Annotated in this window: 25 protein-coding genes; 12 read left to right on the forward strand and 13 right to left on the reverse strand. The window is 47.7% G+C overall.

Features of this window, described 5'->3' with window-relative positions:
- Positions 1–154 precede the first annotated feature (154 nt).
- Positions 155–1,018, forward strand: a complete 864-nt coding sequence (locus BDT_RS09985) for an alpha/beta fold hydrolase (RefSeq protein WP_015091116.1) — start codon at positions 155–157, stop codon at positions 1,016–1,018.
- 46 nt (positions 1,019–1,064) lie between these two features.
- On the opposite strand, the gene BDT_RS09990 is transcribed toward BDT_RS09985, so the two are convergent.
- On the reverse strand, positions 1,065–1,325 hold the full coding sequence (locus BDT_RS09990; protein WP_015091117.1) for a metal-sensing transcriptional repressor: 261 nt from the start codon (positions 1,323–1,325) through the stop codon (positions 1,065–1,067).
- A gap of 29 nt (positions 1,326–1,354) precedes the next feature.
- Here BDT_RS09990 and BDT_RS09995 point away from each other — a divergent pair, with 29 nt between their 5' ends.
- Positions 1,355–2,680 carry a solute carrier 40 family transporter gene (locus tag BDT_RS09995; RefSeq protein ID WP_235046078.1) on the forward strand — a complete coding sequence of 442 codons (1,326 nt, stop codon included), beginning with the start codon at positions 1,355–1,357 and terminating at the stop codon, positions 2,678–2,680.
- 4 nt (positions 2,681–2,684) lie between these two features.
- On the opposite strand, the gene BDT_RS10000 is transcribed toward BDT_RS09995, so the two are convergent.
- From BDT_RS10000 to BDT_RS10015, 4 genes are read right to left on the reverse strand one after another with little or no spacing between them, the layout of a single operon-like run.
- On the reverse strand, positions 2,685–3,617 hold the full coding sequence (locus BDT_RS10000) for an ABC transporter substrate-binding protein (RefSeq protein ID WP_015091119.1): 933 nt from the start codon (positions 3,615–3,617) through the stop codon (positions 2,685–2,687).
- Positions 3,614–4,375, reverse strand: a complete 762-nt coding sequence (locus BDT_RS10005; protein WP_015091120.1) for an ABC transporter permease — start codon at positions 4,373–4,375, stop codon at positions 3,614–3,616. The genes BDT_RS10000 and BDT_RS10005 overlap by 4 nt, the downstream gene beginning before the upstream one ends.
- Positions 4,372–5,118, reverse strand: a complete 747-nt coding sequence (locus BDT_RS10010; RefSeq protein ID WP_015091121.1) for an ABC transporter ATP-binding protein — start codon at positions 5,116–5,118, stop codon at positions 4,372–4,374. Before BDT_RS10010 ends, BDT_RS10005 begins: the two co-directional genes overlap by 4 nt.
- Position 5,119: 1 nt before the next feature.
- Positions 5,120–5,731 (reverse strand): 2OG-Fe(II) oxygenase family protein, encoded by a 612-nt coding sequence (locus BDT_RS10015; protein ID WP_015091122.1) that lies wholly within the window; start codon positions 5,729–5,731, stop codon positions 5,120–5,122.
- A gap of 192 nt (positions 5,732–5,923) precedes the next feature.
- Between BDT_RS10015 and BDT_RS10020 the strand changes: the two genes are divergently transcribed.
- A complete protein-coding gene (locus tag BDT_RS10020) occupies positions 5,924–6,256 on the forward strand; it encodes a hypothetical protein (protein WP_041577588.1) in 333 nt (110 codons plus the stop codon).
- Here the strand turns inward: BDT_RS10020 and BDT_RS10025 are convergent, their stop codons facing one another.
- Positions 6,257–6,790 (reverse strand): tyrosine-type recombinase/integrase, encoded by a 534-nt coding sequence (locus BDT_RS10025; RefSeq protein WP_038449271.1) that lies wholly within the window; start codon positions 6,788–6,790, stop codon positions 6,257–6,259. It abuts the gene before it with no gap.
- Between the two features lie 382 nt (positions 6,791–7,172).
- Here BDT_RS10025 and BDT_RS10030 point away from each other — a divergent pair, with 382 nt between their 5' ends.
- The 6 genes from BDT_RS10030 (at position 7,173) to BDT_RS10055 (ending at position 13,238) form a co-directional block, all read left to right on the forward strand.
- Positions 7,173–7,763: a hypothetical protein gene (locus BDT_RS10030; RefSeq protein ID WP_041577591.1), complete on the forward strand. Its 591-nt coding sequence runs from the start codon at positions 7,173–7,175 to the stop codon at positions 7,761–7,763.
- Positions 7,760–9,502, forward strand: a complete 1,743-nt coding sequence (gene argS, locus BDT_RS10035; protein ID WP_041577593.1) for an arginine--tRNA ligase — start codon at positions 7,760–7,762, stop codon at positions 9,500–9,502. The genes BDT_RS10030 and argS overlap by 4 nt, the downstream gene beginning before the upstream one ends.
- 113 nt (positions 9,503–9,615) lie before the next feature.
- Positions 9,616–10,746, forward strand: coding sequence for a Glu/Leu/Phe/Val family dehydrogenase (locus BDT_RS10040; RefSeq protein ID WP_015091127.1), 1,131 nt, complete (start codon positions 9,616–9,618; stop codon positions 10,744–10,746).
- A 134-nt stretch (positions 10,747–10,880) separates the two neighbouring features.
- A complete protein-coding gene (locus BDT_RS10045; RefSeq protein WP_015091128.1) occupies positions 10,881–11,687 on the forward strand; it encodes a tetratricopeptide repeat protein in 807 nt (268 codons plus the stop codon).
- A gap of 12 nt (positions 11,688–11,699) precedes the next feature.
- Complete coding sequence (locus tag BDT_RS10050; RefSeq protein ID WP_015091129.1) at positions 11,700–12,848, forward strand: outer membrane protein assembly factor BamB family protein; 1,149 nt, start codon at positions 11,700–11,702, stop codon at positions 12,846–12,848.
- Positions 12,849–12,857: 9 nt separating this feature from the next.
- On the forward strand, positions 12,858–13,238 hold the full coding sequence (locus BDT_RS10055; RefSeq protein ID WP_015091130.1) for a hypothetical protein: 381 nt from the start codon (positions 12,858–12,860) through the stop codon (positions 13,236–13,238).
- Here BDT_RS10055 and BDT_RS10060 read toward each other — a convergent pair.
- From BDT_RS10060 to BDT_RS10070, 3 genes are all read right to left on the reverse strand, one after another.
- Positions 13,216–15,525 carry a Fic family protein gene (locus BDT_RS10060; RefSeq protein ID WP_041577596.1) on the reverse strand — a complete coding sequence of 770 codons (2,310 nt, stop codon included), beginning with the start codon at positions 15,523–15,525 and terminating at the stop codon, positions 13,216–13,218. The two genes, BDT_RS10055 and BDT_RS10060, sit on opposite strands and share 23 nt — an antisense overlap.
- A 143-nt stretch (positions 15,526–15,668) precedes the next feature.
- Positions 15,669–16,850, reverse strand: coding sequence for an aminotransferase class V-fold PLP-dependent enzyme (locus BDT_RS10065; RefSeq protein WP_015091132.1), 1,182 nt, complete (start codon positions 16,848–16,850; stop codon positions 15,669–15,671).
- Between the two features lie 2 nt (positions 16,851–16,852).
- The gene (locus tag BDT_RS10070; protein WP_015091133.1) at positions 16,853–17,629 is read right to left on the reverse strand and encodes an NADAR family protein; all 777 of its coding nucleotides are present in this window, start codon (positions 17,627–17,629) and stop codon (positions 16,853–16,855) included.
- Between the two features lie 135 nt (positions 17,630–17,764).
- Here BDT_RS10070 and BDT_RS10075 point away from each other — a divergent pair, with 135 nt between their 5' ends.
- Together BDT_RS10075 and BDT_RS10080 are read left to right on the forward strand one after the other, a co-directional pair.
- Positions 17,765–19,123 carry an MBL fold metallo-hydrolase RNA specificity domain-containing protein gene (locus tag BDT_RS10075; RefSeq protein WP_041577598.1) on the forward strand — a complete coding sequence of 453 codons (1,359 nt, stop codon included), beginning with the start codon at positions 17,765–17,767 and terminating at the stop codon, positions 19,121–19,123.
- 153 nt (positions 19,124–19,276) lie between these two features.
- Complete coding sequence (locus tag BDT_RS10080; RefSeq protein ID WP_148278794.1) at positions 19,277–19,927, forward strand: hypothetical protein; 651 nt, start codon at positions 19,277–19,279, stop codon at positions 19,925–19,927.
- 55 nt (positions 19,928–19,982) lie between these two features.
- On the opposite strand, the gene BDT_RS10085 is transcribed toward BDT_RS10080, so the two are convergent.
- From BDT_RS10085 to BDT_RS10095, 3 genes are read right to left on the reverse strand one after another with little or no spacing between them, the layout of a single operon-like run.
- Positions 19,983–20,525: a hypothetical protein gene (locus BDT_RS10085; protein WP_041577600.1), complete on the reverse strand. Its 543-nt coding sequence runs from the start codon at positions 20,523–20,525 to the stop codon at positions 19,983–19,985.
- A complete protein-coding gene (locus BDT_RS10090; RefSeq protein WP_015091137.1) occupies positions 20,522–20,896 on the reverse strand; it encodes a bleomycin resistance protein in 375 nt (124 codons plus the stop codon). Before BDT_RS10090 ends, BDT_RS10085 begins: the two co-directional genes overlap by 4 nt.
- 46 nt (positions 20,897–20,942) lie before the next feature.
- A complete protein-coding gene (locus tag BDT_RS10095; protein WP_015091138.1) occupies positions 20,943–21,629 on the reverse strand; it encodes a YjjG family noncanonical pyrimidine nucleotidase in 687 nt (228 codons plus the stop codon).
- Positions 21,630–21,793: 164 nt separating this feature from the next.
- Between BDT_RS10095 and BDT_RS10100 the strand changes: the two genes are divergently transcribed.
- Positions 21,794–22,363 (forward strand): hypothetical protein, encoded by a 570-nt coding sequence (locus BDT_RS10100; protein ID WP_015091139.1) that lies wholly within the window; start codon positions 21,794–21,796, stop codon positions 22,361–22,363.
- On the opposite strand, the gene BDT_RS10105 is transcribed toward BDT_RS10100, so the two are convergent.
- The gene (locus tag BDT_RS10105) at positions 22,360–23,205 is read right to left on the reverse strand and encodes a D-alanyl-D-alanine carboxypeptidase family protein (protein ID WP_235046079.1); all 846 of its coding nucleotides are present in this window, start codon (positions 23,203–23,205) and stop codon (positions 22,360–22,362) included. The two genes, BDT_RS10100 and BDT_RS10105, sit on opposite strands and share 4 nt — an antisense overlap.
- Positions 23,206–23,210 lie beyond the last annotated feature (5 nt).

Raw genomic sequence — 23,210 nt, forward strand, 5'->3', positions numbered from 1 at the left:
CAAAAGGCCTCTTTGGGCCCATAGTGCATTGTAATCGGGGAACGGGACTTTGTAGTGAATTTGGAGCGGTTGGTCAAGGACTGATTTCGTCTAGTGGGTCTTGCGGGGCTCTATGGCGGGAGTAGGCTTTAATTGAAAGCTAAAGGGGGTCTATATGGCTACTTTAAGACTGCATGGACATGAGTATTACTTTGAAGATCATGGCCCCAAAGACGCCCCCTGCATCGTGCTGAGTCCTCTTGTTTATACAGACACCACTGTTTATGAGCCCATCGCCCGCATCCTGGCGGACGACTATCGTGTGATCACTTATGATCACCGCGGCTTGGGTCGCAGCGAACACACTGTCAGCCCCAGCCTGGAAAGCGGCGCCAAGGACGTGGCGGCTCTTATTGAACAGCTGGGTGTTGGACCCTGCCACTTTGTAGGAAACTGTCTGGGAGCCTATATCGGACTGCAACTGGCCATCCATCGATCTGATCTGCTGAAAAGCTGCACGTTGATGGGGGCCGTCGCTGAGGGTGAAAGCGATGAAACCATAAAAGCTATGGAAGGCTTTGTCGCCAATATCAAGAAAGAAGGAATGAAAGCAGGGGTTGGTGACTTCGCTAAAATGTGGTTCGGAGACACCTTCCGCGCCACCAAAGATCCAATTCAAGTCAGCCGCCGTGAAAAATGGCTGAGTCATATCAAACACATGAAGCCAGAGGAAATGGATTCGGCTTTGCAAATCTTCCGCCGAACCGACATGAGCGAAGACCTGAATAAAGTGCATTGTTCTGTTCTGGTTCTGGCTGGTGATGAGGATTCACCTTCAAATCTGGAAGCTTACCGCCGTCTGGCCAAAGCTCTTCCGGCCGGTGAATACAAAACCATCCACCACGCGGGTTTTGCCCTTGTGATCGAACAACCTGAAGAGGTCGCCGAAAACATCCGCACCTTCGTGGGTAAAGTCGAACGTCATCTGAAACATCAATTCAAACAAGCTCCGCTGGGTTTTGATGCCCGCGCGATGTGAAGTTAGGTTCGAAGGCCCTCTGCAGGCAGCAGGGGGTCTTCTTTATTTAGATATATTTGGTGATTTCCTTGATCTCGTCCAAATCAAGGTCCTTGTGGTTGCCATCCAGGCAGTGCTCGATGTGATCGTGAATATAAACGCTTTTTGCCGCTGACAGGGCTTTGGTGACCGCGTGCAGTTGGCGGGCTACATCAACGCAGGCGCGTTCGTCAGCAATCATTTTAATGACAGTTTCCAAGTGGCCTTTGGCGCGCTTCAGGCGTTTAGAGACATCCTCGTGACTTGCATGTTGCTTTTTGTGTGACATGAAACTAGTATCCCCTCCCGGGGGATGGGATGTCAATGAAAGTCCAGAGCTTGTTCCGAATTGAAACTCAACTGTTGGTGGGAAGATTGTTAACCAGATCCGGCGATCAGGCCTGGGACTTTGTTGTGCCCTTTGCCTTGCTGGTTATCTTTCCGGGAAAACTGCAGGTTGCTGCATTTTATTATCTTATAGTGAAGATAGGGACCTTTCTGTTGACCCCTTCCAGTGGAAAATGGATCGATACTCACCCTCGCATTCAGGTGGTGAAGTGGGGCGTCTGGCTGCAGTTTTTTGCCATTCTTGCGGGCATGGTGTTTTTCGGAATGCTGGATAATCTTATTCGTGATGGGGGCCGCGATTCGTGGTTGTTGCCTGTGCTGTTTGTCGCTCTGGCGTTATCGGGGGTTATGGCTTCTCTGGGGTCACAGATCACGGATATATCTGTTGGGAATGATCTGGCTCCGTCTCTGGTGGCGCCGGAAAAACTAACCCAGTTCAACAGCTGGTTGCGTCGAATTGATCTGGCCACCGAGGTGGGGGCGCCGATTCTGGCCGGAACTTTGTTTGCATTTCATCCAGCACAGCTTCCATTGGCGGGTCTGTTCCTGATTGGTCTTTGGAATTTGATATCTTTTGTTCCTGAATATTTCCTTTTAAAGAATGTGATTCAAAAATCAGGATTAAAGGTCAAGGCTCTTGCTCAGGTGCAGAGCTGGAAAGAAACCTTCCAGATCAAACTGCACGGTTCTTTTGCAGATCCCATTTTCTGGCTGATTTTAAGTTATGCCTTGTTGTGGCTGTCGGTATTAAGTCCGCATGGAGTTTTGTTGGCCGCCTACTTAAAGGATGAAATGAGGCTTCCGGAAGCAGAGATCGGCCTTTTCCGCGGGCTGGGCGCTGTCTTTGGTCTGATTTCGACGGTGAGTTTTCCTTATCTGGTCCGTCAACTGGGTTTGATCCGCAGCTCGCGATGGCATTTGGGTTTTCAGGGGCTTACCCTGACAATCGGAATCGTGGCTTTTGCGATGGGATCGGTGGCTTCGGTGTATGTGTTTTTGGGATGTATTTTACTTTCGCGGGTGGGACTTTATGGATTTTCCAACGGGGAGTTCGAGCTTCGTCAAAGACTTATCCCCGAAGGTCGTCGCGGGGAATTGAACTCGCTCAGTTCTTTGATGACTACGTCAGCCACCTTGATTTTATTTGCGGCTGGCAGTCTGCTGCCGCGAACGGAAGACTTTAAATATCTGGTTTACTTGTCGCTGATTGCGGTGCTTGTGGCGAATGTGGTCTTTATCAAATGGTCCAGCAGGCAGGGGGCACCCTTAAGATCTGCTGAACCGGTTGAACCCTGAGGGCCTATTTTACGTATAGGTCCGAGGCTTTCGGAGTCGATTTGATTAGCTTTAGTTTTTTCATCTGCTGAACCAGGGTGTCCCAGCGTTCGTCCGTCATGGACCCCACCACAACGCCCGTGGTTTCAATCAAAGGCTTTTGGATATCGGCGGCTTTGTTAAAGGTTGTCAGATCAATGGCCTTGTTCAATGTGGCCATATGTTCATTCGTGGCTTTTGGATCCTTCAGGTAATGCGCCCAGCCTTCTCGGGTCGCCGTCAGAACTTTTTGCACCAGCTCGGGTTTGTTTTTCAGGGTTTCTTCCGTGGTGGCCAGAACCACCAAATAGGGATTGAAACCTTCATCAGCAATCAGGAAGTTCTTCACCTTGGCGCCGGCTTTTTCCGCGCTTAAAGGCTCAATGGTGATAAAACCCTGCTGGGAAAAAGTCATGTCGTTCACAAAGTTGCTGACGCCACCCAAGTAAGGCACCACACGGACTTTGGGCTTTCCGAATTTCTGCACCAGGAACTGATAGTATGGCAGGCCTGATTGCATGGACAGGAAGCCTTCGTTGGTGAAAACATCTTTCAGGCTTTTAAAGTTTCTTTCTGCATGGGTCATTACGATGTACGGGGACTTTTGGTAAACCGCGAACAAGGCTTTGACCTTGTTCACTTTGTTTTTGTCCTGGGAAATGATCAGTTCATCTGCGCTGACGATGGCAAAATCAACTTTGTTGTTAGCCAGCATCTGCACGGTGGGAGTTCCGGATCCACCTTCAAGGATCTGTACGTCCAGGCCTTGCGTCTTATAGAAGCCCTGTAAAGAGGCGGCATAGAAGCCACCAAACTCGGGCTCAGCCTTCCAGTTCAGCGCCAGTGTTGCGGGTGCATTGGCGGCAAAGGCTGCTGATGTCATCAGAACAGAAATCAAAAGGGTGATCATGGTTTTCATAATTCTCCTTGCGTGTAAGAGGCTAGCGGGCGGCGGCTCAGTATTAACTTATGAAGCAAAGCCCAGGCGCCCATTAATAGAAGTCCCATCAGTGATAACAATAAAAGCGCACCAAAGACAATATCGACCCGTTGCTGGGTGCGCGCAGAATCAATCAGGGCCCCCAGGCCACCACCGGCCACAAACTCCCCGGCAATGGCGCCGATAATCGACAGACCCGTTGAGATTTTAAGACCGGAATAAATATAACTGTAAGCATGGGGAAGTTTTAATTTCCACAGGGTCTGCAAACGAGTGGCGCGATAAATTCGAAACAGGTCTTTTTGTGATTCGCTGACACTTTCAAGACCCATCAGGGTGTTGGCGATAATCGGGAACAGTGACACGATAAAGCTTGAGGCAATGACCGTGGGTGCGCCAAAGCCGAAATAGATCACCAGCAAAGGCGCAATGGCAATGATCGGCACAGTTTGGAAAAACACGGCAAACGGCAAAATGGCCCGCTTCAAAGTTTCAGACAAAGAAAACACAAATGAAATCAGTCCACCCATCAGAACACTTAAACCCAATCCCGCAAGAACATTGATCAGGGTTTCTTTGAAGGCGACGCCAAAGTCAGCGCGAAGCTCGTGCAAAGTTGTGATGACAGTGGAAGGGGAGGGCAGCAGGGTCTCACTCACCCACCCGCCACGAGTCAGAATTTCAAGACTTAAGGTCAATATCACAAAGCTGATAAAGGCCGGCAGAAAACGTTTCACGCGCGCAGCCTTTCAGAAAGTCCTTCAACGATCTTATTGAAACCTTCCGAGGTTCTTAGGTGTTCCTGCCGTTTTTCTGGTAAGGCCAGTTTTTGATCAAAAACGATGGGTGCTCCCTGCCCCTTTAACATCACCACACGTTCTGACAAGAACGCGGATTCAAACAGGGAATGCGTCACAAACACGACCGTCATGCGTTCGGAATGCCAAAGTTCATGAAGCTGGTTTTGCATTTCAAAACGGGTGCTTTCATCCAAAGCCGCAAAGGGTTCATCCATCAGTAAAAGCTTCGGGGAATTCACCAGCGCACGAGCCAAAGACACACGCATTTTCATTCCGCCAGACAGTTGATGGGGGAAAAGATGCTGGGCTTCGGTTAAGTGGACTTTTTTTAGTGCGGCCAGGACTTTGTTCTTACGTTCTTCGTCCGGCAGGTTTTTAAAAGTATGATTCAGTTCAAACGGCAGATGCACATTTTCATAAACAGTTCGCCATGCCAGCAGGTTGGGTTCCTGAAAAACAAAGCTGGAAGGGGCGTCTGGCATCGTCAGCTTCACGCTTCCAGAGTTGGCGGATTCAAGGCCGGCCATGAGTCTTAGCAATGTGGACTTGCCACATCCCGAAGGCCCCACAATTGAAATAAATGAACCGGGTTCAACAGTCAGGTCCATGTTTTCAATCACGGACCTTTTGCCGAAGTGCTTGCTCAGTTTTTCAATATGAATTCCCTGGGCGCTATTCACTTTACACCCAGTCGTAGTTAAAGCTGATGCTGATGCGTTCTTTGTTGGAATCGTTTTTGGGAACTTCATGGCGCAACCAGGATTCAAACAGCACCACATGACCTTCCTGAGGCTCTAGCGAGTGATAGCGCTGGTTGTGAACCTTGGCGTTGTGCTTGCGTGGAGGTGACGCCATAAACGAATCCAGGCGCGGATCCTCGAATTTGATCGCCGAGCAGTTTTTCGGTGTCTGAACATAATAAGTCCCGCTGATCACAGAAAGTGGATGCAAGTGCATGGTGTGAATCACATCTGTCGGCATGATGTTCACCCAACACGAAGACATGCGCAGCTCTTTTGGGTCAATGTCCATTTCAAGATGTTTTACGAACTTGCGAACGTGTTTGTTGATCTCTTTTTCAAGATCCCCAAAGGTGGACGAAAACTGGTGCAACTGGCTCATGGATCCGTAAGAGGTGAAGCCGCCTTTGTAGTTCTTTTGCGACCAGATCTGACCTTCTTCATCGACTTCGGCAATTTTCACGGACTCTTGTTTCAGGTCCTTGTTCAGGGATTTGTCTTTGCTCGCCAAGGGAGCATAGTAAACGAAGGTGGGGAAGAGTGTTTTTATCATTTTGAGACACCTAAATGCTTGTAATTGCGTGTTTTTACCATAGGTCTAAATCTGTGTCATTACAAGAATTGATAACTACTTCTTTGACAGTTGTAAGGGGTTTTTGCGGGTGAAGGGGTTGTAAAACAATAGGCAGGGGGCTCGTTTGGCACTGCCCTTGCTTTATAAGTCTGTATCAGCAAGGAGCTAAGTATGAAGAAGCAAGTAGTTATCGCCGTAATGACCCTGATCCCAGCAATCAGTTTTGCCAAGATCTCGGATTTCAACGCTTTGATCAGCGAAAATTCCAAGGCGCAAAACGAGCTTCATAATACGGTTCAACACAACCTTGAGGCGTCCCGCGAACAAGCTGCTGCAGCTGAAGTGCGCGAGCGTATCGTGGTGGTTGAAAACTCTGGCTCTTCTTACAATGCTCCAACCAGAAAAGATCTTTTGGCCTTCAAAAAGGAAAAGATCAGCCACCGTGCTTCAGAAGAAAAGCAGTTTGACCGCCTGGCTTCTGAAATCCGCGGCATGGAAGACTAATTAAAGGATCAATTTACGTAGCTCTTGCTGAGAATATACGTAATCCGCATAAACCATGGTGTTGGTGATGTTTCGATGTCCCAACGCCACCTGGACCAGTCGCAAATCCTTCGTTTTCTGATACAGCTCAATCGCAAACGTGTGCCTTAAGGCGTGAAACTTCTTTGGTACGGGGCGATACATTTCCCAGACCTGATAAAGCCGATTGTACGAAATAGGAAAAACCGACGTTCCGCCCTGGTTTTCGGCGAAGCGATGAAGTCGGCTGAAAAGATCAGAATGAACCGGAATTTCGCGGTCATTCGACCCCTTTAGGCCCCTAATGAATATGCTTTCATCGTAGGGGTTCAAATCCGCCCGCTGAATATTGAGAACTTCCTGAGCCCGGGCGCCAGTTCGCAAAGCCGTCCAAATCATCAAACAGTTGCGTGGATCCTTATCCTGAAAATCTGTGAGAATTTTTCGCAAACGTTCCGATTCGGGAGCGAGAAGATATTTGTTCTTATTAAGTTGATACCGAGGTGCCGTAGCCATAACTCATCATTCAAAAGTCGAGAGGGCTTTGACAAGGGCTTATTCGCAACGCACCGCATCCAAAGTGTTGATGGGTAAATAATTTGTGTTTAGTCGTGGTGTATTGTAATATATGCAGTGCATTATGGCGGTCGGGCCAAATATCACCAATATAATATATCAATAAAAACATATACTTAATACTAAAGCTTATAACTATAAGCTTTAGGCGGATTTGAAAAAGGGGTGCCTGGAGTACCCCCGGAAGGATTCTTTTGTGGTTTCAATGACTTAGCTTGACCCCTCAAACACCCTTCTGGAAAGATATCTGTATTATACAACGCTAATTATTGTGAATAACAACACTAATATTGTGAAATACAACGGTCCAGAAGGGGTTTGTATGCAGGGTGAGGTTCAGGAGCCAGATCAGGATCAGCTTCAAAAGGGTGCCTTTGACGAGGGGTTTATCGAGGATGATTTGAACCCTCGATCCAAGACGTCTTTGCGTATGAATTACGAAGCCCAGGTCACGGTCATTCAAAGGCAGATCGGCAATCTGGAGCAAATTCGGGGGGATTTAGGCCTTTCACAACGCAAAATTTCGCAACTTTTGATGGTTGATCCATCCAGTTGGACCCGCTGGGTAAAACAAGGCGATGAAGCTCCCCCGCATATTTGGAGGGCTTTGCAGTGGTATTTGGCCCTGCGAGAAAAGATCCCCGGGCTCACGCCCAATTATTTCCTGGGTTCAAGTCCTCAGGTTCTGCATCAAAGAGCTCTTCAGGAAGTGGATTTAGAACGCCAAGCCCGTCGCGAAGAGATTGAAAAACTGTCTTTGGAGCTTCGCGGAGTGTTTTCCGAGCGGGAAAAGCTGAAATCAGAGCTTCAGGAATTGAAAAAAGACCTGAAATTCCACAGAAATATCAGTATAGTTGTGCTTCTTATTGGTCTGGCTTGGGCTGGCGTATTTTTCTTCTGGAAAGGTCTATGATTAAACACGACTCCATTCGATTGCTTGCGACGAACTTACTTAAAGATGCGATTGGCCGCGCTTATCCGGACTTTTCACCCGCTGAAGACGATATTTATAAGGCTTTGGTAAATCCTCCGAAATCTGATTTGGGCGACCTGGCTTTTGGTTGCTTCATTTTGGCGAAAGCTTTGAAAGCAGCCCCTCCGCAAGTGGCAACGGCTGTTGCGGCTCAAATGACAGGTGCCACTGCGGTTGCCGCGGGTCCTTATATTAATATCCGTTTCGACGAACAAACTCATGGTGAACAGGTTCTGGCGACAATTCTGGATGGCAGCTTCTTTAAAAAGCCGCTGATGGAAAAATCCCCAAAAACCATGATCGAATATTCCCAGCCCAACACGCATAAAGAACTTCATGTGGGTCACATGCGCAACCTTTGCTTGGGCGACGCGATTGTTCGCATGCTTCGTTATAGCGGCCGTGAAATCGTTTCTTCGACGTTCCCGGGTGATATGGGAACACACGTGGCGAAGTGTCTTTGGTACATGAAAAAGCACAATCAAGAACCCGTTCCGGCCACCGAAAAAGGTGAATGGCTGGGCCGCATGTATTCCAAGGCCAATTTGTTGTTGGAAGATCAAAACGGCACACCTCAGGAAGATATCAATCGTCAGGAACTGACAGCGATTCTGCATCAGCTGGAAGGCAAGACCGGTCCTTATTATGACCTGTGGCTTGAAACCCGCGAATGGTCCATCGAGCTGATGAAGAAGGTCTATGCCTGGGCGGATGTGACGTTTGATGAATGGTACTTTGAATCCGTAATGGATTCTCCGTCTGCAGCATGGGTAAAGCAGCTTTACGCTGAAGGCAAACTTGAGATGTCTCAAGGCGCTATCGGTAAAGATTTGGAGTCTGAAAAGCTGGGCTTCTGCATGCTTTTGAAATCTGATGGTACCGGTCTTTACGCGACGAAAGATTTGTTGCTGGCGAAGCACAAGTTTGAAGATGTGAAGATTGAAAAAAGCGTTTATGTCGTCGATATGCGCCAGGCTTTGCATTTCAAACAGGTCTTCCGCGTGCTGGAAATCCTGGGCTTTGAGCAGGCCAAGAACTGCTTCCATCTTCAGTACAACTATGTGGAATTGCCGGATGGTGCGATGAGCTCGCGCAAAGGCAACATCGTTCCATTGCGTGAATTGGTTCACCGTATGGAAGATCATGTGAAGACCACATATCTGAGCCGATATAAAGGTGAATGGTCAGAGGCGGATATTGAGAAGATTGCAGGTCAGGTTGCCAAGGGTGCTATTTTCTATGGCATGCTTCGTATGGATACGAACAAGAAGATCGTCTTTGATATGAATGAATGGTTGAAACTGGACGGGGAGTCCGGACCATTTGTGCAATATTCTTACGCACGTATCTCCAGCCTGGGTCGTAAGTTCCCACGCACGGCCGGCAGTAAAGTTGACTGGAGTCGTTTGACTCACTCTTCTGAAAGACAGCTGATGCAGTCTTTGGGTGGCTTCAATACAGCTGTTGCGGCGGCGGCAGAAAACTTCAAGCCTGCGGCGATTTGCAGCTATCTTTATGATCTGGCAAAGAGCTTCAACGTCTTCTATCATGAGTGCCCGATCGGCACTGAAGCGGATGTTGCAACTCGCGAAGCACGTCTGGCTTTGAGCGAAGCTGTCGGTATGACTCTGAAAAATGGTCTGGCTGTTCTTGGTATGCCAGCACCGGAGAAAATGTAGTTTTAAATGAGAAAACAGGCCTCTAAATGAAAATTTGGAGGCCTGAGCTAATACCCCGCATTAACGCTAGTCTTTTTACTCAATTGGACCCATGATCTTTCGGCAATTCAAAAATGAAGGAGCCTACATTGGGAACTTTTGAGATTATCTCTAAGCATGGTGATCATGAGCAGGTTGTTTTCTGTAACGACCCTCATGTTGGTTTGAAAGCGATCATCGCTATTCACAACACCTCTTTGGGGCCTGCACTAGGCGGCACCCGTATGTGGAACTATAAGAACGAAGACGAGGCTCTTGTTGACGTTCTTCGTTTGTCCAAAGGTATGACTTATAAAGCAGCTGCTTCCGGCCTGAATCTGGGCGGTGGTAAAGCAGTTATCATCGGCGATCCTAAGACTCAAAAGTCTGAAGGTCTGTTCCGTGCTTTCGGTCAGTTCGTGAACTCTCTGAACGGTAAATACATCACTGCTGAAGACGTTGGTACGTCTGTTCAGGACATGGAGCACATCTACATGGAGACTCCTTGGGTGACTGGTATCCCTAAGGACTTCGGTGGTTCCGGCGATCCATCTCCGTACACTGCACACGGTGTATTGATGGGTATCAAAGCTTCCGCTAAAGAAAAATTCGGCACCGACGCTTTGAAAGGCCTTCATATCGCCGTTCAAGGTCTGGGTAACGTGGGTTCCAACCTGGTGAAATACCTGGTTGAAGAAGGCGCTGTGATCACAGTGGCTGATATCGACATGAACCGCACTAAAAACGTGGCTGATAAGTTCGGCGCTAAAGCTGTCAGCTCTGATGACATTTTGTTCACAGAGTGTGACATCCTGGCACCATGTGCATTGGGCGCGGTCGTGAATGATCAGTCCATCACTAAATTGAGAACTAAAGTTATCGCTGGTGGCGCGAACAACGTATTGGCTGAAGCCCGTCACGGTGATCAGTTGAAAGAACTGGGCATCTTGTATGCTCCGGACTACGTAATCAACGCCGGTGGTCTGATGAACGTATTCGTTGAACTAGAGGGCTACTCTCCAGAGCGCGCCTTCGAAAAGACAAAACGCGTTTACGACAACATCCTTAAAGTTTACGAAATCGCAAAACGTGACGGTATCGGTACACACACCGCTGCGGACCGTTTGGCCGAAGAGCGTATCAACACAATTGGTCGCCTAAAACAACGCCACCCAGGCAAATCTTCCCGCGCGTTCACCACGCTGCGTGAAGTTCATAACAGATAGTTTTAAAGGGGTCGAAAGACCCCTTTTTTTATGCGCCGAGTGATAGCATTCATTACGGCCCGTTTTCTTGACATCCCCTCTGGACCAAAGAACAATCTTTCCTCGTAAGTATTTATTAACAGCGAGGAATTATCTTGAGCACTAAAATTTCTAAAGACGATTTGAAGTCCCCGGATCAGGTCACTCAAACTTTGAGAAAAGGTTTTGTCTGGACCACTGGTCACTCCAAAATTGTAATCGCAGCCGTTGCTGCCTTCATCGTGTTGGGTGTGGGTTACTCCATCGCCACTCATTTGTCTGATAAGAAAGAAACAGCTCAGCAGGAAAAATACTTCCTTCTTGAAAAGGCTTACAGCACGAAAAAAAGCGGCTTTGAAGAAGCGGCTCGTGCTGAGCAGATCAATGCTCAAAGCAAAGACAAAAAGAACGTTCCGGCCTTCGATCCGGCTAAAAAAGCTTCCGGTGATCTGCAAAAGGATTACGGCACAGTCGTGGCGGGCTTTGAGTCTTTCATCAATGACGCTCCTAAAACCAAAGCAGCTCAAATGGCAGCTTTGAACCTGAGCGAAATCTATCTGACTTATAAAAAGAATGATGAAGCTGCGGCGGTATTGGCGAAAGTCGAGCCGGGTCTGAAAAGCGGCGACGTTCTGACCGCTTTGGTACTGATGCAGACTGGAAATGTTCAGGCTGACAAAGGTGACTGTAAAGCGGCTGTTGAAAAATGGGAAAAGCTGGCTGACAGCAAAAACCTGGCATTTGCTCATGATGAAGCAAAATTGCGCATGGGTCTTTGCTTTGAATCCATGAATGATCTGGCAAAAGCGGAAGCGCTTTACACTGAGATCGCTAAAAAAGAAGACATGAACACAACTGACTTCGCGGCAGCCAAAGAAGCGCAAAAATACCTGCGTTTGCTTAAAGCCAAGAAGAACCTTTAATCCGGGGAATTCATGAAGATTGTCCTGTTCGGAACTCTATTGCTGACGCTGGTTGGATGCACCACTTTGAACTCGGGTTTGGAGAAATGGAGCTCTTTAAACAACAGCAAGCGTGAGTACGAGGTCAAGGCCGCGTGGATTCGTCGCACCACTGAAAAAGACAATCTGGGCTTCCGTAAGATCAACCGTATGACGCCGGTTTTGGCTGGCAATCTGGTGATTCAGGGGAATGGTCTGGATGGGATTGTTGCCTATAGCCGCGACAGCGGTCAGGAGCGCTGGAGACTGCCGATTGAAAATGGTGCTGAACCCAGCGCCACTTTGATCCGTGATCGTTTGTTTGTAGGTGCGAGCGATGGAAACTTCTATTCTATCGAAGCCAGCACCGGCAAAGTCCAGTGGACCTTCAATACCAAATCTGAAAACCTGGCCGCTCCTTTGTTGGAAGACGGCATTGTGTACTTCCTTGCGGGCAACAGCGTATTTTACGCACTGGATGCCTCTACAGGCCACCAGGTCTGGTTGTACTCTCGTCAGGATACGTCCCAGTTCTCTATTCGTGGCGGCAGTCAGGCGGCTTTAAGCAATGGTACTTTGTACGTGGGCTTCTCTGACGGTTCCGTGGTGGCTTTGAATGCGAAGACGGGTTCTTCCCTGTGGGAAGTTCAACTGAACCGCAACAAACGCTTCCGTGATATTGATGCGACCCCGGTGGTTGAAGGCAATCAGCTTTATGTGGCTGGTTATGATGACAAGCTTTACTGCCTTTCTGTAGACAAGGGTGAAGTCCTTTGGCGCATTGAAGGTGGCGGTTATAGCGGCGTCACTATCGTGGGTGATAAATTGATCTATCCGACGACCAATGGCGAAGTCCAGGCTTTGAATAAAGCGTCTGGTGACAAGCTGTGGTCTTATACGCTGAAGGACGGCATTGCGACTCAGGTAAGAACCTACAAAGGGGTGCTTGTGTTCGGTGAATCCCAAGGCTCTTTGCGCTTTCTGGATGCCAATGCCGGCACCGAGGTGGGATCTTTCGAACCGGGCCGCGGAATCCTTTCCTCCCCACAAGTGGATGAAAAGGCGGGTCGAGTTTACTTTATTTCCGGCGAAGCGAATCTTTATGCGATCGACGCTGGTTGGATCAAAACCCCTTACTTTTAGGAGTAAGTCATGAAAAAGCTTTTGTTGGTTTTGTCAGTTATGGGATCTTTGGCAGCGTGCAGTCACGGGAACTGCCGTGCCCAGAAGGAAGCTCAGAAAAACGCCCCTAAAAGCGAGGTTGTTGTGGAAAAATCAAAGTCCACGGATCGTGTGAAGGTGTTTAAGTACGACGGATCTTTGCAGTGCGGTCAGGGCAAGAAAATCGCCCCGGCTGAAATGCAAAAAGACCTCAAGGGTATTGAGGTCTTTTCTTCATCCAATCAGAACGACGGGATGATGCGTATTCAACTTTGTGGAAGCCCTACAGGCAACGCCAATGTCTACGAAATCGATCGTAAGGACCTGGACGCTGCCCTGAAGCTGGGCTTTAAAGAGTGGTTGGCTGAATAAGCAAACGCTCTTTGATTCTTTCTGTCGGGAGAGGACCTTCTCCCGGCACGTAGCGACCGTCGATCACCATCACTTCATTTGGCTTCTCGATATTTCTTAGAAGCGTTTCCATTACTTTACCAGCGGCATCCAGTCTTTGGATCAGCATCACCGCATCTGGATCTGTACCACCGATACCCATAACTTCTGCCTGACGGCCGTAAGTGTAGGCGAATTCAGGGTCAAACGCTTTCAGGCGACCCAGGTCCACATCCTTCATCGCTCTGTAAGAAGCCACGTTGATACGGGACTTCAACTGAGACTGAAGGGCTGGATCCATGTGTTTGCCGTATTCACCAACAACCATCGCACCCATGGCGAAGGCCTTACCCACCACTTCACGTTTGGAAGTGGAGTAACCGTAAGAGACACCATATTTCGGTCCGCTTCTGTGGTGGTCAATGGCCATTTCAACCATGTCACCATTCAGGGATTCTTTGTTGTACAGAGCAAAGTCATTCTTAATAGCCTCAACCAGTGGAGTGCCGGAACGAAGAGCTCTTAGCACGCTGTTGGACACCAAGTGAGATGTTGGTTTTTTGAAGTAGTCCAACAGCTCTTGACGAGTCGGCTCTTTGGTTCTGTTGGAAAGACCGCGCCATACAAGCAGCTCTTTGTCATACCAACGGTTCATTTTTGCATCCCAAAGGGCTTTGGAACCGGAACGATTTACACCGAACATATCAATAAAGTCAGGATCAACCAGGCGCAGACCGATCTGGCGTTCGCCATCTTTATCGTGGATGTAGCGAACGGTTTTTGATCTGTAGTATTCAACAAACAAGTCAGCGATACGAGACATTGCACGCAGACGGTTGTTCTGGATCTCTACTTTCAATTCAGGGTGTGCCTGAACCAGGGCTTTGATGAAGGCGTTAAACTGCTCGGCATCCACTTTGGTTTGAGCATAGTTTTCAACAACTTTGGTCTTGCCCTGTTGTTTCAAAGAGATGCCAACCATCTCTGGCAGACCCGGGTACAGCAACTCTGGAGAATGCTCTACAGTCAGACCATTTTTGATACGGAACAAAACATCAGCCTGCAAGTGAGCGTTGTTAACAACACCTTTATGTACGTATTCGCGCCATTCTTTCTGGGAAACCTGAACATCCAGGAAAGGATCCACCAGGCGAACAGGAGGCAAGCCTTCCTTCGTCAGAAGATAGTTCATCAACAGGCGAGTCGTGCGGCCGTTACCATTCAATACCGGGTGGATTGCCACCAGGTCACGCTGAAGGTCCGCTACGATATCGATATATCTGTGTTCATTGGTGCCGATTTTAACTTCGCCCAAAGCCGCGCGCTCAGCATTGAATCTTTCGAAACGCTGTTCAACCAGGGCTTTAGTGAAGGCCTGTTCCAGGGCCGGGGTGCCCTGACCATTCAAAGACGTGCCGTTTTGTTCACGGTACGCCATGATTTCTTTATAAAGCTCCGGGTGGGAGTTTTTGATGATATCAACAGTGGCTTGTTTCGGAGTTGTTACATATGGATAGTGAATACGGCCGCTGACCAAAGTGGTGTCGCCATTTTCCACAACCATGTCACGTTTGGAACCCCAGATTTTTACATTCTTCCATACGCCTTCATTCAAAGTGCTGCCTTCGCGAGCGCTTTCAACAAAGTTCAGGTAAGGATTTTCCAGGACTACTTGAGCTTCTTTCGGCGTCATTTTGAATGCGCCAGCTACGTTACCCATCCAATGACCATTGCGCCATACGCCCAATTGGTCTGCACGGATGCCTTCAACGCCGTTTTCCATAATGCGCTTATGGATCTCTGGCAGAAGTTCTGCGGTGATTGGAGGCTGTTCTTTTCTTAGGAAATTATCACGAGCGCTCAGGAAACCTTTAAATGGAGCTGCCTCAGCTTCGCCGCGATCGTAGATCTTGGAAAAGTCCATGGCTTCGCGTTTGCCTTCAAGGAAGTTAGGCAAAAGCTTTTCAGCTGTGTGCGTGTAATCGAAGAACTCGACTGAAGCCAGAAGATGTTCAACCTGGGATTTGCGCTGTGGGGCCAGCTTGTCCAGGGTTGCCCAAAGGTCTGCTTTAATAGTTTTAAATTGCAGCAGTTCACGAGGAGTTTCCGGCTGTTTCACTTCAGAACGCAGGCCGAATTCCACACCGCGGGCTTTAACCTGCGGATCTGTAAAGACATACTCACACATCTGAGCGGCTTGCGCCGGGCTCATAAAGCTGATTGTCAGTAACAGGGACAGCATGAACTTAAACATCTTATGCACAGGCATATAGACTCCTCTTCTTCAGAAGGATACTAAAGCAACGCCCGTGCTAGGTTATAAGCACTACGTTGGCCCTAACAGGGGAGGGATGGGGGACTCCCCGTCTCATTGTGAGAAAGAGGCAATTTGCGTCGACGGCTGTCAATGCGCTAGACGAACTTCGAAAGTGACAAGATGGCAGCATCCAGTTCTGCCTGAGTGTTATGAATATGCGGAGTCAGTCTTAAAACCGGAAAGCCTGGAACCCTTGGAAGTCCCACTTGCAAAGCAGGCTTTGAATCACGGACAAACAGGCCGTCAAATTCGATTCCGGGAAAACTCTCGATCTTGTAACATAATAGACTTGAAGCAATATCTGAATGACGGTCTTTAAGTGATTTGATCTTGAATTGATTTAAGCCGTCTTCAAGATAGTTCATACGTTTTTGAATTTCGGTTCTGATAGTGTCAGGTCCCATCTGATCCCAAAAATCAAAACAAGCTTCCAAACCATACAGGCTTGAATAGCTCATTGAATGGGACCACAGCATGCGCGCCGCAAACGGATGATCACAATAAGCACCCATCCCAGGCAAAATCTTTTCTTCCGTGGTCCAAGACCCATAAGCTGGCTGCATTTGATTCTGAAGTACAGGATTCACCCAGGCAAACGCTGTGCCTTTGGGACCCATAAACCATTTATGCAGATTCCCGGCATAATAATCGACGTTTTGAAGGTCATTTGTGAAGTTTAAATCCAATAACCCGGGTGCGTGAGCACCATCAACCACCAGTAAAACGTTTTTAGCTCTTAATGCGGCCGCCAGTTTTGCCAAAGGTACAGTCAGGCCATTGCCGGTAAAGACATGGCTGACGACGAATACACGGGTTTTACCCGAGATTTGCGATACGACCTTTGAAACCACTTCATCCGCTGAGATTTCATCATACATAAAATCCGCATTGATAAAGCGCACAGAAAGACGGTCTTTGCGGGCCTTGAAATGCAGAATATTTACCACCGCACCGTATTCAAAGCTGGTCGAAAGGATTTCGGAGTCTGCAGGCAGCTGCAAACCCATGATGATTTCATTTAAAGCCAAAGTGACATTGGGGCGAAGAAACAGATCCTGAGGCCGGGCTTTGATGAAACGTCCCAGACGCTCTTGCAAGACCCACAGGCGAGCCCAGGCCGCACCATACCCTTTAGATGTGTTGTGTTCAAAAGTCCCAACCTCGGCTTTTTGCTGATCGATAACGACCGATGGGCACAAACCCAGGGTGCCGTTGTTGAGATTCACAAACGAAGTGTCTTTGTATTTCTCAAAAGCAGCGGTGAAATCCTGAAACATAATTACTTATTACGACCTTTACAGGTTTTCAAAGACAGATCTTCGTTGGTCACCAAAGACAACTGATTGTTTTTCAGCTGTTCGCGGATGTCCGTCCACAATAAATAGTAATGCCATTCACGGGGGGATTTTTCCGAAACACCATGGTCGGGGAGAAGCTTCAGATCATTTGTTTTCACCAGAACATCCAAGACTTCAGGGTTCTGGCGCAGCTTTTCGATCAGGGCTTCAAAGATCAGATTATAATGCTCAGCGGGCTCTTTAGTCGCAAATGGAAACACTTTGCCTTCAAAGGTCACCCAGTTGGCGTCGTTTTTTTCCATCAGGAAGTTGGCGTAACCACCAGCGCTTTTTGCGGCATAGCCATTCATCTGGGAAACTTGTTCGCGGGTGTATTTCCAGTTCTTGGCCCAAGCCCAGCGAGGATCAGTTTCGGTCTCTGGGTATTTCATCATCTGCCAGAAAGCTTCAACCGTTGGATAGCAAACTCCATGGAATACGAACGAAGCTTCCGCGAAGTTTGAAAGCAGACCCAGTTCATTTCGTTTGCTTAGAACAACTTCCATACGGCCGGCATCTTGGGGAAGGATTTCCCAGGATTTGGCTTCTTCGCGCGGAACTTCTTTCCACCAGTGCGCCGGATATGGAGCTTTCCAGGAATCATCGGCTTTCGCGGCAGGTTTTACACCTTGGGTGGGCTTTTTATTGCTGGAATCTGAACAAGAAACCAGAAATGCTGTCAGAAGCACAAACAATGATACGAACGTCGTTTTAGCCATAAATCCCCCTTACGCAAAAACGCCCGCAAAGACTAGCGGACCTTCCGCGTGAATACAATTCTGACCGCACGCATAAAAGGTCAAAATACGGTCAGATTTAGGGCTATTCTTAAAGAAATCGACAAAGGGGAGCTTATGGAAGTTGGATTTTTAGGCGCAGCCGGAACAGTTACCGGGTCTAAGTTTCTGGTACATAATAACAGCACTCGAATTTTAGTCGATTGCGGCATGTTCCAGGGTTTTAAAGAACTTCGCGAACTCAACTGGGAGGACTTTCCGTTTGAGGCCCGTGATATCGATGCTGTCGTTTTAACTCACGCGCATCTGGATCATTGCGGAGCTTTGCCTTTGTTGGTTAAACGAGGTTTTAAAGGCCGAATTTACTGCACCGAACCAACGCTGGAACTGACGAAAATCATCTTACTGGATTCAGCCAAGATCCAGGAAGAAGACGCTGAATACGCCAACAAAAAAGGTTTCTCCAAACACAGTCCAGCACTGGCTTTATATACCATTGAAGATGCTGAAAAAACGCTGCCTCTTTTAACGCCGGTGGATCTGCACACTGAATTTGATATTGGAACTTTGAAGGTTTATTTCACCAGCAGCGGTCACATTTTGGGGGCTGCTTCAGCATGGATTTCAAACGGTGAAACCAGTATCCAATTTTCCGGTGATTTAGGCCGTTATAATGACCCTTTGATGCCACCACCGGAACCACCAGTGCATTCAGACTATGTCGTGATGGAATCCACCTATGGGGATCGCGATCATTCCAAGATCACTTCAAAAGAAGTCTTAAAACAGTGTATTTTAGAGATCGCAAAAACACGGGGAGTGTTACTGATTCCCAGTTTTGCCGTGGGAAGAGCTCAGAATCTGTTGTTTGAAATCACGGAACTAAAAAGAGACGGGGAGGTCCCCGCCCATATCCCCGTTTATTTTAACTCTCCCATGGGTCATGAAGTTGCAAAATTATACGAACGCTATCACCCGTTCCAACGTCTGGCTTCGGGACAGTTCGCTGAAATCATGTCTGAAGTTCATTCCGTTAAAACCGCCGAAGAATCCCGCGCTTTAAATGATGATAAATCCGGGCCTAAAATCATCATCGCAGCCAGCGGCATGTTAACTGGTGGCCGGGTTTTACATCATTTAAAAGCTTTCGGCCCGGATCCAAGAAACATCGTTTTGCTGGCAGGATTTCAAAGCCCCGGAACCCGTGGATACAGCTTGTTGAATGGTGCTAAAGAGATCAAAATCCATGGTCTTTATGTAGAGATTAACTGCAAAGTGGTTCCATCGGATTCATTTTCAGCCCATGCAGACAGAAGTGATTTAATGACCTGGTTAAAGCAGGCTCCAGAGGCCCCAAAAAGAACGTTCCTGGTGCATGGGGAATCCAGCGCTGCAGATGAGCTTCGTAAACGCATCGATAAAGACTTAAAATGGAACGTTTCAGTGCCCAGAATGAATCAATTCGTTAAGACCTAGGGCCATATTCAAATAAACCCCTCTACCCATTGTTACATAATATAACTTATCAGAAGATTGTATATCCCACTTCAACCGTGGGTTTTTCATCGAATTGACCCTGAACTGGTTCTGGCTTTACATTCAAAAGCATCTCTTTAAAGGTTAATTAATATGGAGTCTTGCCCGCTTTGTTCAAATCAATCCCAACTTCATTCCGAACCATTATTTCCGGCTTGGATGAATGCCTCTGAAAACCCGACTTTGAATATCTGTGGGACCTGCCAAACACGCTTTGAGCGAAATGCTGCCTTCACGGTGGAGTTTTTCAAAGAACGTGCTTTCTTCAAGAAGCTTATTGAGCCGGATTATTACGACACTTTTTATGGCTCTGAACTTCACCTTAAACGATCCCGTATCGCTTTGTTGTACTTCCTGGTGGGTCTGAGTTTGAAACAACATCTGATTCTGGCAAATCAGGGCGAAGACCTTTTAGGTGGCAGTTTTGATCGCTTGGCGCATGATTTTAATGGCCGTTTTATCGAGGAAAATGACTATCACCTTTGGGCGGCATTCAATCCGGAACACAGCGAGATTATTTCGGCCCCGGTGCGAACCCGCATTGAAGGTTTAAATGCCACCGAATCCTGCATTTTGGGATATCATTTCTTTCTGATCACAGATCAGCGTCCTTTGCCGGCGAAGTCTTTGATTCTGCAACTGGAACAAGAGCAAGACCTGACCATTATGCATGCGGGAATTGAAAAAGATATCTATGAGGACTTCGAAGCTTTCATGGAAGAGTTCAATAGCCGCAAAAAATAGTTTTGTATCAAACGGGGATAGTGAAAAACATCTCTCCCCGTCTTCCCCTGCTGGTTTATTTACTAAAAACTTCTGGTTTCAGGATGATTTCCTGACTCTCTGTTGTGATCGCTTTTAGATATTCATCACCAGCATTCAACCCCAGACTGACGGTGGCGACTTCATATAAATTCCCGTGCTGATCTTTCAGAATCAAATGACGAATGGGTCCAGATCCTGAATCCATCGTTTTGATTCCATGCTTTGTTACGGCGATCATTTTGACCAGTTCAAATTCCATGTCTGAACTGGCATCCACGGTCTGCGTTTGCATGTTTTCAATTTGATATTGATAATGGATGGCGTGTCTGGCTTCGACAAGTTTGTTGGTGATGGCGCCCATTTCTGCCAGGCATTGATATTCTTTATCGATCCCGCGCACCACAGCCGCAGGTCGAATCAAATGTATCTTGGCACCGGTAAAATCGGTCGGTATGGTCTGAGCTTCTTCGGTATAGACACAAGACCTTACCAAGGATCCATAATAACAATAGCGCAGGCCCAAAAACACACCTGCGACAATAACGATCCAAGAGCTTATTTTCCATCTGGTTTTCATTCAAAAGACTCCCCAAAACGGATGGCATTCAAATACGGATCATCGATCTGCATTTCGTTCATGCCCCAGAGTTGCCTGGTCAGTTCATATCTGAATACAACTCCGCGGTCTTTGAACTCTGAAAACAGGTTTTCAACATTTTCAACACGGATATAGCAGCTGCTTTGGCTCCCCAGATTCTTTGCATCAGTTTCAGAAGCGGTTCTCCAAAAATGAATTTCGCAAGACCCGCGCTTTACGGACAAAAACCCGTGCTCAATCATTTTCGCAACAACTTTAAAACCCAGTTTCTGTTCCATGAACTGAGCTGTTTTTTCAATGTCACCAGAAGGTAACTGCGGAATTGCAGGAGATAAATTAGCTGAATTCATTATGTTTCAATCCTGTTGCTGTTTTCTGTCGTAATCAATTCTGGCCTTAAACCATTTTCTTCAGTTCAGAAAGATGCATAATTTCCATTTGTGGCGGGACTTCGTCGATTTCAATTTTAACTTTTCCGGGATTGAACCAGCAGGAATCAATACCGAAATGATGCGCCCCCAGAATGTCCGTTTCAAGCTTGTCGCCAACCATCAGGGTTGATCTTTTATCAAACTTACGGGCCTGTTTAACGGTGTATTCAAAGAATCGAACATCGGGCTTCGCATAGCCGGCTTCTTCAGACACAGCCATAAAGCTGACAAAAGGAGCCAGTTTCGAGCGGCTGAGCCGTTGAACCTGAGTGGCTTGAATCCCGTTGGTGATAATTCCAAGCTCGCCTTTGCCGCTTAAATATTCACATAGCTCCACGGCGTGATCGATCAACACAACAGCTTCTGGCAAAGCATCCAAATATCGGTTTGCCGTCAGGACCGGATCGATTTCAATGGCGTGGACTTCAAACAGCTTGCGGAAACGTTCGATCTTTAAAAGATCCTTGGTGGTTTTTCCCTGTTCAAACTGTTTCCACAAAGCGGCATGTTCAATCTGATAAGTCCGGAAAAGGTTGTCCAGATCCGAGGTCAAACCCACTGAATTCATCGCCGAAACAAAAGACAGCTTTTCAGACGCTTTAAAGTCCAACAACGTGTCATCCAAATCAAAAAGGAACAAATCGTATTTCATAATCTGATCTTAAATTACTCCAGAACATCACGATACTCGTTTACCAGCCCTAAAGCCATACCCAAGTCCGTATGCAAGGCATTCTCCTGTCGTAACGTCCTGTAAAACTTCCCGCCCAATAAGCCGATTAAACAAATGCAAGACAAGTCCAACAAGGGGGCCTTATGAAAATTCAGATCCTAACTATTCTGGCGATGCTGATGGCAACATCCGTGGCTTCCGCCCGCCAATTCACTCTGGTAAAAGGTTCTGGCTATGCTATTGAGCCTTTGTACGGATATGAAACTGTCTATCGCAGCAGCCCCAGTCCGCATATCGCAACCCGCGCGATGTATGGCGTGCGCCTGTCGGCCGGCGTGGATCTGCTTTCCGGTGAAGCTGAGTATTCCCGTGCCTCTGATACCGAAACTTTCTCTGGCACCCCGGAAAAGGTTTATCACGAGGATGAAAACTACAAGCTTGGTATTCGTTCGACCTACAGATTCAATCAATATTTCTTTTCTTCCGCACGTCTGGGAGCCCAGGCCACTAAAGGGTTTGAAGAATCCACATCCAGTGGCGTGGTCACAAGAAAAGACAAAGACCTGAAATACAACCCTTATGCCGGTGCTCAGTTAGGTGTGAAGCTCGGGGTGTTTTCAGTGAATTTAAGCGCCACGATGGTCTTCAGAGACTATTCCGACCTGTCTAAAAATGATGTGCAGCACACGCTGTCTTTTGGTGTGGGCTATTAAAAGGCTTCCTTTACAATCCGAGGCTGACTGAAGGCAAACTCCAGCAAAATCCTTCCGGCAGCAAAGCGATCCTGATTGCTGGGCGCCCCCAAAACAACGGCTATATAACGCTCGGACTTTTTATCCGGGCGTTTGTTTTTTCGCGCACTGACCATCACACACCAGCCTGCCGCCTTGATATGTCCGGTCTTCATCCCATCCACCGGCAGTTTCGAAAACAGCAGGTCATTGGTGTTTTTCTTGTGGAAATCCCGAAAGGTCAGATCTTTGCTGGACGAGTATTCAAAGTACTCGGGGAATTCCTGGGAAATTCGCACTGCCAACAATCCCAGGTCCTTCGCCGTGGAATAGTGTTTATCAGTGTACAAACCCGAAGCGTTAGCAAAAAGACTTTGAGTCATTCCCAAGCCTTGCGCCGTCTTGTTCATTTGCTTTGCAAAAGCCCTCTGGCTGCCTGAAACAACTTCGGCCAACACAAGGGCGGCGTCATTGGCTGAAGCCACTATAAGCCCTCGCAAAAGCTCATCCACCGACACAGACTCCCCGACCTTTAAAAACATACTGGACTCTTCCGGCCGATGGACGATTGCACTGGCAGAAACCTTCGCCCGGTCCCTGCGGGAAAGCCGACCTTCGCGGATCTCAGATAAAACCATATACGCTGTCATCACTTTGGTTAAAGAAGCCGGTGGAAGCGGTTGATCTTTATTAAGTTCCGCCAGGATCTGACCGCTGGAGGCATCCAGCAACACCCAGGACAAAGCATTCACCGAAGGCAGGGCTTGCGCCTTCACGCAGAAGAAACACACAAAAAGAAGAAGCAACCCCTTCAGGCATTCCATAAAGC

The organism is Bdellovibrio bacteriovorus str. Tiberius (assembly GCF_000317895.1).
GTDB lineage: Bacteria > Bdellovibrionota > Bdellovibrionia > Bdellovibrionales > Bdellovibrionaceae > Bdellovibrio > Bdellovibrio bacteriovorus_F.